The following is a 15,592-nucleotide window of genomic DNA, read 5'->3' on the forward strand; positions in this document are numbered from 1 at the left end:
TAAAATAATCATTGCGTTAGTGATTTTGTAACTAAAAATATCATTTCAGCCACTGCCGCCACGCTTTAATAAAGCGCGACTGCTTATTTTTTGACGTGACAAATATCACATCTCTGCCAGGCTTAATTTACTCGTTCCACTGTACAAGGAGATAGGTATGACTTCATTTACTAACAAAACGCTGATTACCCAGGAATATCCAAAGCCGCCATTCAAAAAGCAGCATCAGCCCATTCCGGGATTAGCCAGTAAAATGGAACCCCGTCCCGATCACGGTGAAACCAGCTATCGCGGCACTGGCCGTTTAACCGGGCGCAAAGCGCTGATTACCGGTGGTGACTCCGGCATTGGCCGCGCAGTCGCCATTGCGTATGCCCGTGAAGGGGCTGACGTGGCAATCAACTACCTGCCGGAAGAGGAGCAGGACGCCGCTGAAGTGGTGCAATTAATCGAAGCGGAAGGCCGTAAAGCGGTGGCTATTCCGGGTGATATTCGCTCAGAATCTTTTTGCCAGCAGCTGGTAAAAGAGGCAGCAGAAAAACTCGACGGCCTGGATATTCTGGTGAATAACGCCGGTCGCCAGCAATTTAATGAGTCAATTCGCACGCTCTCAACGGAAGATTTTGACGCCACCTTTAAGACCAATGTTTATGCGATGTTCTGGATCACCAAAGCGGCACTGGAATATCTGCCTGCCGGATCATCCATTATTAATACCTCGTCGGTTCAGGCGTATGAACCGAGCGCCATTCTGCTGGATTACGCGCAAACCAAAGCCGCTATCGCTGCCTTTACCAAAGCGCTGGCGAAACAGCTGGGCGAACAGCAAATTCGCGTCAATGCTGTAGCACCAGGACCGTACTGGACCGCGCTGCAGGTGTGCGGCGGTCAGCCGCAGGAAAAAATCGAGAAGTTTGGTGCCAGCGCGCCACTGGGGCGTCCGGGTCAGCCGGCTGAAATCGCGCCGTTGTACGTGACCTTCGCTGAAACCACCAACAGCTTCACCTCAGGTCAGGTGTGGTGCTCCGATGGCGGTACCGGTACCCTCTGACATACGGGTGCTCATCCGGATTACGTGGCTGCCGTGGGCGGCCACGTTGCCGTTTCTGCTGACAGGGAAGATCCATGAATAATCAAACGCTGCAGTCGCCGATGCGCGATCAGGGCTTTGCCCGTCTCGGCGACTACGCGGCCATCGGTGAAGGCCGGTCGGTGGCGCTGATCGCGCCCGACGGCGCCATTGACTGGTGGTGCGCGCCCAACCTTGACTCCGCCCCGTTGTTTGACCGCCTGCTCGATCCCGTGATCGGCGGTTTTTTCCAGATCGAACCTGACGCTCCTTACCGTACCGAACGCGCCTACCGTGCTGACAGCAACGTGCTGGAAACCCGCTTTTTTACCGATGACGGCAGCGTGCTGCTGACCGAATCGCTGAACAGCACGCTGGCAGGCCGTCTGCCGTGGAGTGAGCTGGCGCGGCGCGTAGAAGGCGTTGAAGGCAAAGTGACACTGCGCCTGACGCTGCGCTTTGGCACCGTTGCCGAAACCCGCTCGCCGTGGCAGGACAGCACCGAACAGGGCGACGTCTACCACGTTGGCGATCTGCTGGCAATGCTGCGCACCAGCGAGGACTGGCAGATCGAACAGCGTGACGATGAGCAAATCTGCGCCACGCTACGCACCGCAGAGGGCAGTCGATCGCTGGTGGCGTTGCTGGTCACCGAACGCGAACCGCTGGCGGTGCCGCCGCTGGAGGCGATCGATACCCGCATCGAAACCAGCCATACCGCCTGGTGCGACTGGACCCGCAGCCTGAGCTATCAGGGGCGCTTTGCTGAGCACGTGCGCCGCTCGGCGCTGTCGCTGAAATTTTTATGGTATTCCCCCACCGGCGCGCTGGCGGCGGCAGCCACTACCTCGCTGCCGGAAGGCATTGGCGGAGAGAAGAATTATGACTACCGCTATGCATGGGTACGCGATGCCTGTCTGATCATCAAAGCCTTTGTTTTTCTCGGTGCGCTGGAAGATTGTAAAGCGGCGTTCTCCTGGCTGTCGAAAACCATCATTCGCCATGGTACCGCGCTGCGCACCTGCTACACGCTGGAAGGCGACGAAGTGCCTGCCGAACGCTTCGTGCCGCTGCGTGGCTATCATCATTCCCAGCCGGTACGCGTGGGCAACAACGCCCGCGACCAGCTGCAGCTGAGCATGTACGGCGATATGCTTGCCACCGCCGAGTTGTTTATACGCGCCGGGCACGTGCTGGATTTAGCCACCTCGCGCATGCTGGGTGCGCTGGCTAACCACTGTGCCGATTTATGGCGGCTGAAAGACAGCGGTATCTGGGAACTGCCGGAACAGCAGCACTATACCCATTCAAAGATGGCCTGCTGGCTGGCCCTCGACCGTGCCGTGGCGCTGGCCGAAGCGCGCCACATTGAACCGACCTGGCTGAAACGCTGGCAGCGCGAGCGCGACCGCATCAGCAGCTGGATTGAAGCGCACTGCTGGAACGAAGAGAAACAGGCGTATGTGTTTTATCCCGACAGCAACGGCAGGCTGGACGCTGCGCTGGCGCTGGTGCATCCCTATGGCAGCCGCGTCAACCCGGCACGTATGCAGGCCACCTACCGTGCCATTGAGCAGGAACTGGGGCACGGTAGCGCCATGCTGTATCGCTACAGCGGCACGGAACAGGAAGAGAGCACTTTTATCGCCTGCTCGTTCTGGCTGGTGGAAGCCTGGGCGGCGCTGGGAGAATGCACGCGCGCCGAGAACGCCATGCAGCAGATTCTCGGCAAACTGTGCCAGCGCGGCAACGTGGAAACTTTCAACGAAATGTTTGATGTGCGCAGTGACGAATGGCGCGGCAATATGCCGCAGGGCCTCAGCCATCTGGCATTAATTTGCGCCGCACAGGCGCTGACCGATCATGGCTGAAATGCCCCGCCGGCTGGCGGGGCATGATGTTAACGTGAAGGCTGTGGCGCACGAAACACCAGCAGGATACCCGCCAGAATCGCCGCCATGCCCAGCAGGCTCAGCCACGGCAGTCGGTTACCCAGCAGCAGATAGTCGAGCAGCGCGGTAATCACCGGCACCAGATAAAACAGGCTGGTGACGTTAACGATACTGCCCGCGCTCAGTAAGCGATACAGCAGCAGCTGGGCCACCACGGAGATCATCACGCCGAGGAACAGCGCGGCCAGCCAGAAATGTAGCGTGAAGCTGACATGAAAAGGTTTAACCGGCAGCAACAGCAGGCACAGCAGTAAACTCACGCCGTACTGCAGCGGCAGCACCTGCGCCGGATGCTGCGTCACCCGCTGCTGCATGATGGCACCGAAGGTCATGCACAGCAGCGCGGCCAGCGCAAACAGCACGCCGCTGAGCGGCAGCTGCGACGCCGCCAGACTGCGCCACACCAGCAGTATCAGCCCCGCCAGCGCGACCGTTAAGCCCAGCAAGCGCCTGCCCGGCAAACGCCGCTCCACCAGGCACAGCGTCAGAATAGGCTGGATGCCCATGATGGTGGCGATCAGCCCTGGCGTCACGCCCTCCGCCATCGCCTGGAAATAACACAGCGAATAAGCGCCGATCAACACCAGGCCGGTCAGCATCACGCGCGGGCGCGTACCGGGCTGCGGCAGCCAGCGGCGGCGAAACAGTCCCACCAGCAACAGTGCGACCAGCGCGATGCTAAAACGCACCACCAGCAGTGCCAGCGGTGAGGCATTATCCAGCCCGAGACGCGAGAAAATGGCTGCGCTGCCCCACAGCAGCACAAAGCCTGACGTCGCTGCCTGCGAAGTCAGCGAAGAAGAAGAACGCATAGCATTGCTCCTGAAACAAACGTTGTTAGCGCGCTCGCTAAGCGAGGCGCAGAAAGTTCGATACTTAGCGAATCACAACGCGTGCCGGAGGTGGCGGGCAGCAAGGCGCATACAGGCGAAAGTCAGATGACGATGCGGAATCAGCAGAGAGTGTCATAAACGCGCCTGTAGCATGGGGTTGAGGCCAAACGTTAACAGATTGTTTACACCCTGTCATCCATTCAGCCGTTGCGGAAACACCTCACGCAGCCAGTCGATCAGCACCCGCAGGCGCTGGGTGAGATGGCGGCTCTGCGGATAGACCACGTGGAACGGATAGTCGGACGGACGCCAGTCGGCGAGGATCTCCACCAGCCGTCCGGCCTGCAAATCCGCGGCCGCAGCGTAACGGAACGTCTGAATGATGCCCAGACCCGCCACCGCCGCGGCAAGGTGCGCGTTGCTCTCATTGACGCCAACGCGGTGCGCGGTCTTGATCTCGATTCGCTCTTCACCATGGCGAAAGCGCAGCGGAAAGGCGCGCCCGCTCTGCGGCGACAGATAGCTGATGATGCGGTGGCCATTGTTCAGCTCCTGCGGATACGCCGGAATGCCGTAGGTCCGCAGATAGCCGGGCGTGGCACAGGTGATCATTTGCGCATTGCCTAAGTGCCGTGCCACCAGTGACGAATCGCTCAGCGGACCGCCGCGCACTACGCAGTCCACGTTATCACTGATGAGATCCACGGTGCGATCGGACACGCCAAGGTCCAGGGTGATATCGGGAAACCGGGCGACAAAATCGGGCAGCGCCGGCAGCAGTACATCACGCGCCGTTGAACCGCCGATATCCATACGCAGCTGACCGCGCGGCTTTGCCGTGACGCTATTGAACGCACAATCGATATCTTCCAGATCGCGCACGATGCGCAGCGCCCGCTCGTAGTAATCGCGCCCTTCTGCCGTCACCGTGACCCGGCGCGTGGTGCGCTGCAACAGACGCACGCCGAGATGCGCTTCCAGCTCCTGCACCAGCTTACTCAGGGTGGCGTTAGGCATATCCAGTGAATTGGCCGCCCGGGTAAAGTTACCTGCCTCGACCACGCGGGCAAACGCCCGGATTGCCAGCAATTGATCCATTGTTACCCCTAACCTGATTATCCACCCAGAGAAATAGTCCTTTCGATTTTACACCATTTATCCGTAAAAGCGGCAGCGCTACAGTGCACTTCAGCGACGGCAAGGCCGTCACCACTTAACCTGATCAACTGTGGAGTACATACTATGAACCTGATTCTGCAAGACAAAATTGCTTTAGTGACCGGCGGCACCTCCGGTATTGGCCTCGCCACTGCTCAGGAACTGGCGGCACAGGGCGCACGCGTGTTTATCACCGGTCGTCGTCAGGCTGAGCTGGATGCAGCCGTCGCCAGCATCGGCGCCACCGCCACCGGCATTCGCGCCGATGCGGCACAGTTAAGCGATCTCGACGCCGTCTATGCGCAGATTGCGCGCCAGGCCGGCCGGCTGGATATTCTGTTTGCCAACGCCGGTGGCGGCGACATGCTGCCGCTGGGGGCCATCACAGAAGAACATTTTGATCGTATCTTCAGCACCAACGTCCGCGGCGTGATGTTCACCGTGCAGAAAGCGCTGCCGCTGCTGAGCGATAAGGCATCGGTGATTCTCACCGGCTCCACCGCCGCAATTCAGGGTACGCCGGGCTTCAGCGTTTACAGCGCCAGTAAAGCGGCGGTGCGTAACTTTGCCCGCTCGTGGGCGCTGGACGTGAAAGATCGCGGCATCCGCATTAACGTGGTGAGCCCTGGCCCGGTACAGACGCCAGGCTTAGGCGGCCTGGTGCCGGAAGATCAGCGCCAGGGGCTGTTCGATGCGCTAGCCGCGCAGGTACCGCTCGGTCGTCTGGGTGAGCCGGGAGAGATTGGCAAGGTGGTGGCGTTTCTCGCCTCCGACGCCGCCAGCTTTATTAATGCAGCCGAACTGTTTGTCGATGGCGGTATGGCGCAGGTGTAAGCGGGTATTGTACCGGTGCGCCGCCCGGCGCACCGGCTTTCTGCCTGAAGCATGGCTGCGGTTAACGCAGCGAATGCTCACCTGCCACCGCTGCCGGCTCGCCAGCGGTGAGCTGCTGCTCCAGCTGCTCCAGCGATATGCCTTTGGTCTCCGGCACGCGACGCAGCACAAAGACAAAGCCCGCCGCACAAATCACGCCATACAGCATAAAGCTGCCCGCTGCACCAAGTCCGGCATTGAGGATGGGAAAGGTATAAGTCAGCACAAAACAGGCAATCCACAGCGCCAGCGTGGCGACGGACATCGCCAGACCGCGAATCCGGTTGGGGAAAATTTCCGCCAGCAGCACCCAGGTGACCGGTGCCAGCGTCAGCGCATAAACCGCAATCGCCGCCAGTACCAGAATCAGCACCGGCCAGCCGGTGATGCCCAGCGTGTAGGCACCGGCGATCAGTGCATAACACAGCGTCAGTCCTCCGGCGCCGATCAGCATCAGTTTGCGGCGGCCGAGTCGGTCCACCAGCGGCAGTGCCAGCACTGTTGCCAGCAAATTGATCAGGCCGGTGGCCACGATCGACTTCAGCGTACCGTTGATATCGAAACCAGCCGAAGCAAAAATCTCCTGCGCATAGTTGAAAATCACGTTGATACCGCACCACTGCTGGAAAATCGCCAGCACGATGCCGGTGATGACAATTGGCAGCGTGCGCGGTGCCAGTAGCGAGCCGGCGCGGGCGCGCGTTTGCTGGCGATCCTGTTCCAGCGCGCGGGCAATCTCGCGCTGCGTCTGCTGCGCATAAGCAGGCGAACCAATTTTATTCAGCATCGCCAGCGCGCGCTGCGGCTGACCCGCCAGCATCAGCCAGCGCGGTGATTCCGGCACCCACATCATCAGCAGCAGAAACGCCAGCGACGGCACGGCGGCCGAGGCGAACATCCAGCGCCAGCCAACCTGACCGTTCCAGGTTTCACGCAGCGCCGCATGGGTTGATGCGCCGACGACCGGATCGGCAATCATCAGGTTGATCAGCTGCGCCGCCAGCACGCCAATAACGATTGTCAGCTGGTTAACCGCGACAAACTTGCCGCGCTTGTCTGCCGGGCTGATCTCCGCGATGTACATCGGGCTGAGCGCCGAGGCGATACCAATGCCGACGCCGCCGAGAATGCGCCACCAGACAAACAGCGTAAAGCTGCTGGCCAGCGCGGTGCCGATCGCCGACACCACAAACAGCAGTGCAGCGACAATCAGCGGCAGCCGCCGCCCCAGCTTGTCCGCTGACCAGCCGGACACCAGCGCACCAAACACGCAGCCCACCAGCGCCGAGCTCATCGCCCAGCCGGATGCCGCCGGATCGGTGACGTTGAACCAGGCCTCATAGAAGGGTTTGGCCCCGCCAATCACCACCCAGTCATAGCCAAACAGCAAACCGCCGCAGGCTGCCACCAGACAGATGCTCCACACATAACGCATATTCAGATGTTGATGATTGTTCACGGCCACTCTCCGCACCAGGGTTAAAGTGCGGCTATCTCACCACCGATACCGCAGGGTGAAAGTTCAGGCCCTCACAGATTTTAGTAACAGGAGTTTAGTAAACTACGCTGTACCGGGATCGGCCTCGACATAGAGATAACCGATGCCGAGGACCTGACGCGCGCGGTCAAGCTGACCAAAATGCACGTTGGTGGCTTTGCTTTTCAGCGCATCGCGCGGATCGAAGGGATTGAAATCAATCTGGTGCACAATGGTCTGCAGCCAGCTGTCACCAAAAGTACAGCTGCGACCGTACAGCCAGATTTGATTGATATTCAGCGTATTAAGGAAATTGTACAGACTCATGCCGATGGCTTCCGCGCTGCGCTGCGCCCACTCGACGATCCACGGCTCGCCGGCCTGCCAGGCGGCCAGCAGCTGACGGCTGGTAGGCTGCACCGCCTGCGGCGCGCGCTGATGCGCCAGCCGCTTAAGCGTGCTGAGCGAGGCGACCGTCTCCAGGCAGCCCTGCCGTCCGCAGTTACAGCGCTCCCCGTGCGGATCAATAATGGTGTGGCCAATCTGCCCGCTGCCGTACAGGTTGCCGCGAAAGATCTCGCCGTTGATGACAAATGATGAGCCGATGCCGTAATCGACATTGATGACGCAGAATTCGGCCAGCACATTGCGGTTCAGCCACTTTTCCGCCAGCGCCAGCATCACGCAGTCGTTATCGACGCGGACGTCAACCGCCAGCTTCTCCTCCAGCAGAAACTTCAGCTGTAGCGGGCTGCGCCACGCCGCCTGCGGCATATGCTGCGAGACGCCGGTTACCGGATCGACCTGCCCGTGCACCGCCAGCGCCAGATTAATCTGCCGCTTCGGCCAGCGTTTACAGGTCGCGCGCCACACCGTTTCAATCTCCGCCAGCAGCTGCTCTGGCGTCTGCGCATTGATGCTGATTTGCTGATAGTCGCCCTGCGCCACCAGCTGCGCATCCGCCAGCTGCAGTTCAATGCTGGTCGGCTTGACGCACAGGCACAGCGTCCACGCGCCCTCGGCCGGCAGCTGAAAACTGCCGTTGCTGTTGCCGCGCGTGCTCAGCGTGGCGCTGGAGTGCTGCACGTGGCCCTGCTCCAGCAGCTCCTGCAAAATCTTGCTGGCCGCCGGAATAGTCAGGCCGCTGAGCTGCGCCAGCTGCGATTTGCTCAGACGTTTATGACGCCACATCAGCTGCATAAACAGCGCTTTGTTGTGCTTACGCACCTGAAAATTATTCAGTCCGACGGTTTTCACGCGGCCTCCTTTCGCTTCATCCGCGCTCATCTTACTAAACAGTGTTTACTGACTTCTGTGATGGTTGCGCCATCCTGCGCGCCTGCCGTGCTTTAGAGTCCCTGCTCATAACAACCCGTTCGCGCTATCCCGGTAAAAAACGTTCTGATAATGCCGGGCGAACGCTTTATCTGGCTGTGCTGACACCAACCCTACAGAGAAAACATAATGACAACATCACCTGCAACCCATCCGTGGCTGATCCGCCTCGGCATTCCGCCCGCGCTGGCCTGGGGCTATCTGGCGGTCCTGCTGTTTATGATTGGCGACGGCGTCGAGTCCAACTATCTCGCGCCCTATCTGCACGAAAACGGCTTCTCCCTGAATATCGCTGCCTGGGTAATCGCCTTTTACGGCGTCACCGTCACGCTGGGCTCATGGCTGGCCGGTTCGCTGTCAACGCTAATCGGACCGCGTAAAGTGATGCTGGCGGGCGGCCTGATCTGGATTGTGTTTGAAGTGCTGTTCCTGGCCGTGGCGCTGCCATCGCACAGCGTGCTGCTGCTGGCGCTAACTTATGGCCTGCGCGGCGTGGCTTATCCGATGTTTGCCTACGCCTTTCTGGTGTGGATTCAGTCGGCGGCCCCGGCGGAGATGCGCGGCTCCGCCACCGGCTGGTTCTGGCTGGCGTTTACCGGCGGGCTGCCGACGCTCGGTTCGCTGGTAGCGATCTTCTCTATCCGCCTGGTGGGCGAATACGCCACCTTCTGGCTGTCGCTGGGTCTGGTGGCGATCGGTCTGCTGGTGATGCTGCTGGCGCTGAAAGAGCGCAGCGGTTATCAGTCGCTGCTGGATGCCGAACATCGTCAGCAGGGCACGCTGCGCACGCTGATGGGCGGCATCGATATTCTGTGGCGTGAGCCGCGCATCGCTGCCGCGGCAGTGGTGCGCATCATCAACACCACGCCCTACTTCGGCTTCTTTATTTTTCTGCCGGGCTTTTTCACCGAACAGATTGGCTTTTCCCAGACCGAATACCTCAGCCTGATCACCATCATGGGACTGGTGGGCATGAGCTTTAATCCGATCGTTGGCAAGCTGAGCGACCGCATCGGCTGGCGCAAAGTGCTGACGGTGTTCGGCGGCCTGGGTTCCGGCGTCTCGATGCTGCTGATGTACTTTGTGCCGCAGTGGAGCCACGGCAGCTTTGTGCTCAGCGTGATCTGCGCCTGCCTGTACGGCATCACGCTGTGCGGCTACGTGCCCGCCGCCGCGCTGTTCTCATCGTTGTGCCAGCCGAAGGACAAAGGTAACGCCATGGCGATTTACTGCTTCGCCGCCGGTTTGTCCACCTTCTTCGGTCCGGCGCTGTACGGGGCGATCAATGCGCTGCTCGGCACGCTCGGGGTGATTTGGGGCTACGCCTTCCTGTATCTGGTGAGTGCGTTTATCTCGTGGCGTTATCTGCTCAGTCCGCTCGATCCGGGCGAGCAGCACAACCCGGCGGCGCAGCGCCTGCGCCGGTTAGATTCCATCGCATCGGAGTAAACAGAGCGTTATGAAAGAGTACGATTACATTGTGGTGGGCGGCGGGAGCGCGGGCTGTATCGTTGCCGCGCGCCTGGTCAGCGAAGGAAATGCACGCGTGCTGCTGCTGGAGGCCGGGCGCGACGAATACCATCCGGTGCTGAAAATGCCCGCCGGCTATATGAAGTTTCTCGCCAGCGACCGGTTTCTGACGATGCATCAAACCGAAGCGCAGCCGCAGCTCAACGGACGCGGCGTGATCGTGCCGCAGGCCAAAGTGCTGGGCGGCGGTTCGACCGTCAACGCCATGGTCTACATGCGCGGCCATAAACAGGATTACGCCGACTGGAACCAGGCGCTGGGCCATCAGGGCATCGACTGGTCATGGGAGGCGCTGCTGCCGCACTTTACCGCCATCGAAGATAATGATCACCTCGGCGCACCCAATCACGGCGTTGGCGGCCCGATGAAGGTGTCGCATCTCGGCCACTTCAGTCCGCTGAGCCGCGCCTATGTCAAAACCCTGCAGGGGCTGGGTATTCCCTACACGGCGGATTTTAACAGCGGCAATCCGTCTGGCGTCGGCTTCATGCAGCACACCATTGACGGTCAGAAACGGCAGCGCTGCAGCGTGGTCGATGCGTTTATCAACCCGCTGCGCCATGACGCACGGCTGACGCTGGTTACTGGTGCACAGGTTGAAGAGGTGCTGTTTGACGGCACCTGCGCCAGCGGCGTGCGCTATCGTCAGGATGGCCAGCCGCAACAGGCGCGCGCCAGCCGCGAAGTGATTCTGGCCGCCGGTGCCTACCAGACGCCAAAACTGCTGATGCTCTCCGGCATCGGTCCGCAGGAGCAGCTGAAACAGCATGGCATAGCCGTGCGCCATGCCTTGCCGGGCGTGGGTAAAAACCTGCAGGACCATTACGAAGTGCCGGTGGTTGCCAGCACGCGCGGTGCGTTTGGCTACTACGGTCAGGATCGCGGCTGGCCGATGGTCAAAGCCGGACTGCAATATCTGCTGTTCAAAAGCGGCCCGGTGACCACCACCGGCGTGGAAACCTGCGCCTTTTTCGATCCGCTCGATTTCACGGCAACGCCCACCATTCAGATGTTCTGCGTGCCAACGGTTTATCTCGATCGCGATGTAATGGGGGCCGATCCCGGTGACGGTGTCACGGTGAACTCCCTGCTGCTGCGCCCGAAGGCCACCGGTGAAGTGACGCTACGCGATAACAACGCCAGCAGCCTGCCGGTGATCGATACGCAGATTTTCGGCCATCCGGACGATTTAGCCCGCACCCTCGCCGGCTTTCGCTTTGCGCGTCAGGTGCTGGCCGCCGCGCCCATCCGTGAGATGGTCGATGAAGAGATTTTCCCTGGTGCAGAAGTCACCAGTGATGAAGCGATTGGCGCCCACTGCCGGCGCATGGTAAAGACCGGCTATCACCCGGTTGGCACCTGCCGCATGGGCAACGATGACGATCCGCTGGCGGTGTTGCACGACGACCTGCGCGTGCGCGGCGTACAGCGGCTGCGCGTGGTGGATGCCTCGATGATGCCGAATATTATCAGTGGCAACACCAATGCGGTGGTGATGGCCGTGGCGCATCGCGCTGCGGAGCTGGTTCTGCAGTCGCAGATCGTTGAGCACAAGGAGGCCGTGTATGAGTGACAAACTGGCGCGCCTGCAACAGGCGCTGGCACACTGGCAGCTGGATGCGGTATTGCTGACGCGTCGCGATAACATCGCCTGGCTGACCGACGGGGCCAGCTATTATGTGGTGGAGCGTGCCGAGACCGGCGTTGCCAGTCTGCTGATCGGCCGCGACAGCGTGCTGCTGCTGGCACCGGACAATGAATTACCGCGCATTCTGGCCGAAGAGCCGCTGCCGTTCAGCTGTGCGACCCGGCACTATCCATGGTACCAGTCGCTGAGCAGCGTGCTGCCGGCGGGCAATATCGGCAGCGATACGCCCATGGCAGGATTGAGCGATATCCAGCCGCAGATGATTACGCTGCGCCAGGGGCTGAGCGCACCGGAACAGCAGCGCTTTCGCACGCTGGGACAGGAGACGGCGCAGATTGTCGAAACGGTGGCGCGCCAGTTGCGCGCGGGCGTGAGCGAATGGCAGGTCGAAGCCGAGATTGCCGCCGGCTGTCTGGCGCGCGGCATTCGTCCGATGTGCACGCTGGTGGCCGCCGATGAGCGCATCGCCGCATTTAAACATCCGGTGCCGACACGCAAAACGCTGCAGCGCATGATGCTGATCACCCTCGGTGCTGAACGGCACGGTTTGCATGTCAGCCTGACGCGCCTGGTGCATCTCGGTGACCCCGACGCGGCGCTGCGCCAGCGCATTGTGACGCTGGCGGAGATCCACGCCGATATGCTGTACGCCACTCAGGCGCAGCGCAGCTGGTCAGCGGTTTTTGCCGGCATCACTCAGGCTTATCAACGCCACGGTCACGCTGAGGCGTGGCGCGATCATCATCAGGGCGGTCCGGCCGGTTACGGCTGTCGCGACTGGATTATCACCCCGGAGAGTCGCGGCGAGGTGCAGCCCGACATCGCCGTGGCGTGGAACCCGACGCTGAGCGGCGTGAAAAGCGAAGACACTTTTTTGCTCAGCCGCAGCGGGCTGGTGCCGCTCACGCGCAGCGACAGCTGGCCGCTGATTCGCCTGCAGCGCGATGATAATACTCTTGAGCTGGCCGACTGGCTGATTCTCCCGACATCCTCATAAGGAAGCGACTATGTCCCCACGTTTAGCCAATAAAACCGCCATCATTACCGGTGCCGGCAGCGGCATCGGCAGCGCCATCGCCACCCTGTTTGCGCGCGAAGGCGCCCGCCTGGCGCTGTTTGATCGCGACGCACACAGCAGCGAAGCGCTGGCGGCGCAGCTACAGCAGCAGTCCGGCCAGCGCTGTCTGGCCTGCGCAGCCGATGTCACGCAGCCGCAGCAGGTTAGCCGCGCGGTACAGCAGGCGCAGCAGGCGCTGGGAGATATTGATATCCTGATCAACTGCGCTGGCGTAAACGTTTTTCGCGATCCGCTGACGCTGGACGAGGATGACTGGCAGCGCTGCATGAACACCAATCTGAAAGGGCCGTACAACCTGATACGCAGCGTCCTGCCGGCGATGCTGGCCCGTCAGTATGGCAACATCGTTAACGTTGCCTCGGTGCACGGGCACAAAATCATTCCCGGCGCGTTCCCTTATCCGGTGGCCAAACACGGGCTGATCGGCCTGACGCGTTCGCTGGGCGTGGAGTACGCCGCGCAGGGCATCCGCGTAAACAGTATTTCGCCCGGTTTGATCATGACGCCAGCCGCTGAAGCCTGGCTGGCGAGCTGTCCGGATCCGCAGGCCGAGCGCGCGCGTCAGGCGGCGCTGCTGCCGTGTAAACGCATCGGCGAGCCGGATGAAGTGGCCTACACCGCGCTGTTTCTCGCCAGCGACGAGGCGCGCTTTATCAATGCCACCGATATCCTGATCGACGGCGGCCGCAGCCAGATGTATCACGAGTAAACAGGAAGCACCGGTTACGGATGCACGCGCCGGCAATGATCGGCACCTGCCGCCACCGGATGGGCGGCGATATCAGCGCGGTCGGCGCGGATTGTCGCGGTATTGACGTCAAAGCGCTTGTCGCGGTCAGCCAGCAGCGCCGGATTCAGCTGACCGTCGGCGGTAAAGCCCATCATCAGCGTCGGCGCGCCCAGCGGCAGCGTTTTATCGCGGTCGGTATGCCAGGTGTGCCAGGTTTTTCCGTAGGTGTTGACGATTTTGCTCATCAGCGCGTGCTCCGCGGCCGGCGGCAGGCCAGGGGCAATCAGCGTACCGGATTTCACTTCATAGCGATGGCTGTGCCAGTACTGCTTTTCCTGCGCCGGCAGTTGCTTAAATAAACGTTCGCTGATGATATATTCCACGCCCATTAATTTGGCGTCTTTTTTGTTACCGTCAAAAATAACCGCCTGCATCACGTCATCATTAAGAATGGTGACGTAGTGATGGGCTTCCATCTGCCCCTGCTGATTTCCGCAGTAATAATGAAAACCATCCAGATACGTATTGATCGCCTCAATCGGCGGCCGCGACTGCAACGCCGCCGCCCCGCTCTCCAGCAGCGCGGTTTTCCCCGCTACCGGCGCACCAGGTGCCGTAACCGGTGAGGCGCTGTTATTCGCGCCACAGCCGGATAATAACAATAACGCCAGCGCGCTAAATACACGGTTTCGCATTTCATCACCCCATTCTTATATTGAGTGATAAACATAGTTAATCAGCGTCAGGACGCGAGCGCAGCGGGAGCACTATCCGGCGGCGAATTAAAACCGCCACGCGGTAAATATCAGGCCGCTCAACTGCCCGCCGATTCAGTGATAAATGTATCGGCCACTGTTAGCAAAGTGACAGGCTGAGAGGCGAAGCTGGAGGATTGGTGAATAAGTTTCGTGAGTGAACAGACGATTCCGCTATCATGAGTGAACGCTCATAAAACAAGGCTGCACTGATGAGAGAGTTACCGCCTACCGCCATGCTGCGCGCGTTTGAAGTGGCGACGCGCCATCCGACCTTTACCGCCGCCGCTGAAGAGCTGTTTATCACCCAAAGCGCCGTCAGCCATCAGCTCAAAAACCTGGAAGAGATCTGGGGCGTACAGCTGTTTCAGCGCGGCAAAACGCTGAGTCTGACGCCGGCCGGTGCGGCGCTGGCACCGATCGTGCGCGAGTTTTTCAGTAATCTGGAAACCACCTTAGCCGACTTACGCGAGCAGAAAGGCCGGGTGCGGCTGCGCGTGAATACCACCTACTCGTTTGCGCTGAAGTGGCTGTTGCCGCGCCTGCCGGGCCTGACGCGCCAGCACCCGGAAATCCTGGTGACGCTGGAAAGCACCGATGATGCGATTACCTTCTCGCGCCAGGATTCTGACGTGGCGATCCGCTTTGGCCATGGCAATTATCCGGCGCTGCACAGCGAATTTATGTTTCGTGAACAGCTGTTTCCGGTCGCCAGCCCGGCGCTGCTGCAGCGCTTTGGCACGCCACAGGAACCGGCAGAATTGCTGCGCTACCCGCTGCTGATGCGTGATGGCGCCGATCTGGTGCCAAAGTGGGAGATCTGGTTTAAACAGGTCGGCCTGACGCTGGATGCCTTACAGGAGAGCGTACGTTTTGCCGACACCAATATGACGCTGGAAGCCGCGCTGCTGGGGCAAGGCGTGGCGCTGGCGCGCAGCGGTCACGTTGAAAAAGAGCTGCGCGACGGCAGCCTGGTGCGGCTGTTCAGCGTCGCGTTTTCCTCGCCCGCCGCCTACTATTTCGTCTGTCCGCAGGGCATTGAAAGCCAGCCGCACATCGTTGATTTTCGTCGCTGGCTGCTCGCTGAATCACGTCAGGCGCAGCAGGATTATCAGTAAAGCATGAGCTTTTACTCATAGCGCAATGATAAATCT

Annotated in this window: 13 protein-coding genes; 8 read left to right on the forward strand and 5 right to left on the reverse strand. The window is 60.5% G+C overall.

All coding sequences use genetic code 11. From position 1 onward, the window contains the following. Nucleotides 1-157 precede the first annotated feature (157 nt). Nucleotides 158-1,051: an SDR family oxidoreductase gene (locus tag C1N60_RS20610; RefSeq protein WP_394521921.1), complete on the forward strand. Its 894-nt coding sequence runs from the start codon at nt 158-160 to the stop codon at nt 1,049-1,051. A 74-nt stretch (nt 1,052-1,125) separates the two neighbouring features. Then, complete coding sequence (locus C1N60_RS20615) at nt 1,126-2,940, forward strand: glycoside hydrolase family 15 protein (protein ID WP_394521922.1); 1,815 nt, start codon at nt 1,126-1,128, stop codon at nt 2,938-2,940. Between the two features lie 29 nt (nt 2,941-2,969). Here the strand turns inward: C1N60_RS20615 and C1N60_RS20620 are convergent, their stop codons facing one another. Together C1N60_RS20620 and C1N60_RS20625 are read right to left on the reverse strand one after the other, a co-directional pair. Continuing rightward, nucleotides 2,970-3,833 (reverse strand): DMT family transporter, encoded by an 864-nt coding sequence (locus C1N60_RS20620; protein ID WP_021509548.1) that lies wholly within the window; start codon nt 3,831-3,833, stop codon nt 2,970-2,972. 213 nt (nt 3,834-4,046) lie between these two features. Continuing rightward, a complete protein-coding gene (locus C1N60_RS20625) occupies nt 4,047-4,952 on the reverse strand; it encodes a LysR family transcriptional regulator (RefSeq protein ID WP_278426862.1) in 906 nt (301 codons plus the stop codon). A 144-nt stretch (nt 4,953-5,096) separates the two neighbouring features. On the opposite strand from C1N60_RS20625, the gene C1N60_RS20630 reads away from it, so the two are divergent. Beyond that, nucleotides 5,097-5,846 (forward strand): SDR family oxidoreductase, encoded by a 750-nt coding sequence (locus C1N60_RS20630; RefSeq protein WP_150360204.1) that lies wholly within the window; start codon nt 5,097-5,099, stop codon nt 5,844-5,846. 61 nt (nt 5,847-5,907) lie between these two features. On the opposite strand, the gene C1N60_RS20635 is transcribed toward C1N60_RS20630, so the two are convergent. Both C1N60_RS20635 and C1N60_RS20640 read right to left on the reverse strand, forming a co-directional pair. Further along, the gene (locus tag C1N60_RS20635; RefSeq protein WP_159377504.1) at nt 5,908-7,344 is read right to left on the reverse strand and encodes a sugar porter family MFS transporter; all 1,437 of its coding nucleotides are present in this window, start codon (nt 7,342-7,344) and stop codon (nt 5,908-5,910) included. Nucleotides 7,345-7,446: 102 nt separating this feature from the next. Beyond that, nucleotides 7,447-8,619: an ROK family protein gene (locus C1N60_RS20640; RefSeq protein WP_394521923.1), complete on the reverse strand. Its 1,173-nt coding sequence runs from the start codon at nt 8,617-8,619 to the stop codon at nt 7,447-7,449. 207 nt (nt 8,620-8,826) lie between these two features. Here C1N60_RS20640 and C1N60_RS20645 point away from each other — a divergent pair, with 207 nt between their 5' ends. Genes C1N60_RS20645 through C1N60_RS20660 form a run of 4 tightly spaced genes read left to right on the forward strand, consistent with a single transcriptional unit; the run spans nt 8,827 to nt 13,662 of the window. Beyond that, complete coding sequence (locus tag C1N60_RS20645) at nt 8,827-10,146, forward strand: MFS transporter (protein ID WP_059011891.1); 1,320 nt, start codon at nt 8,827-8,829, stop codon at nt 10,144-10,146. Nucleotides 10,147-10,156: 10 nt separating this feature from the next. Further along, nucleotides 10,157-11,800, forward strand: a complete 1,644-nt coding sequence (locus tag C1N60_RS20650) for a GMC family oxidoreductase (protein ID WP_394521924.1) — start codon at nt 10,157-10,159, stop codon at nt 11,798-11,800. Then, the gene (locus C1N60_RS20655) at nt 11,793-12,872 is read left to right on the forward strand and encodes a M24 family metallopeptidase (protein ID WP_394521925.1); all 1,080 of its coding nucleotides are present in this window, start codon (nt 11,793-11,795) and stop codon (nt 12,870-12,872) included. The genes C1N60_RS20650 and C1N60_RS20655 overlap by 8 nt, the downstream gene beginning before the upstream one ends. 10 nt (nt 12,873-12,882) lie before the next feature. Further along, the gene (locus tag C1N60_RS20660; protein WP_104187187.1) at nt 12,883-13,662 is read left to right on the forward strand and encodes an SDR family oxidoreductase; all 780 of its coding nucleotides are present in this window, start codon (nt 12,883-12,885) and stop codon (nt 13,660-13,662) included. Nucleotides 13,663-13,676: 14 nt separating this feature from the next. On the opposite strand, the gene C1N60_RS20665 is transcribed toward C1N60_RS20660, so the two are convergent. Next, nucleotides 13,677-14,378 (reverse strand): OBAP family protein, encoded by a 702-nt coding sequence (locus tag C1N60_RS20665; protein ID WP_058775097.1) that lies wholly within the window; start codon nt 14,376-14,378, stop codon nt 13,677-13,679. 272 nt (nt 14,379-14,650) lie between these two features. Between C1N60_RS20665 and gcvA the strand changes: the two genes are divergently transcribed. After that, the gene (gene gcvA, locus C1N60_RS20670) at nt 14,651-15,556 is read left to right on the forward strand and encodes a transcriptional regulator GcvA (RefSeq protein WP_141496073.1); all 906 of its coding nucleotides are present in this window, start codon (nt 14,651-14,653) and stop codon (nt 15,554-15,556) included. Nucleotides 15,557-15,592 lie beyond the last annotated feature (36 nt).

The organism is Pantoea sp. SGAir0184 (assembly GCF_043544755.1).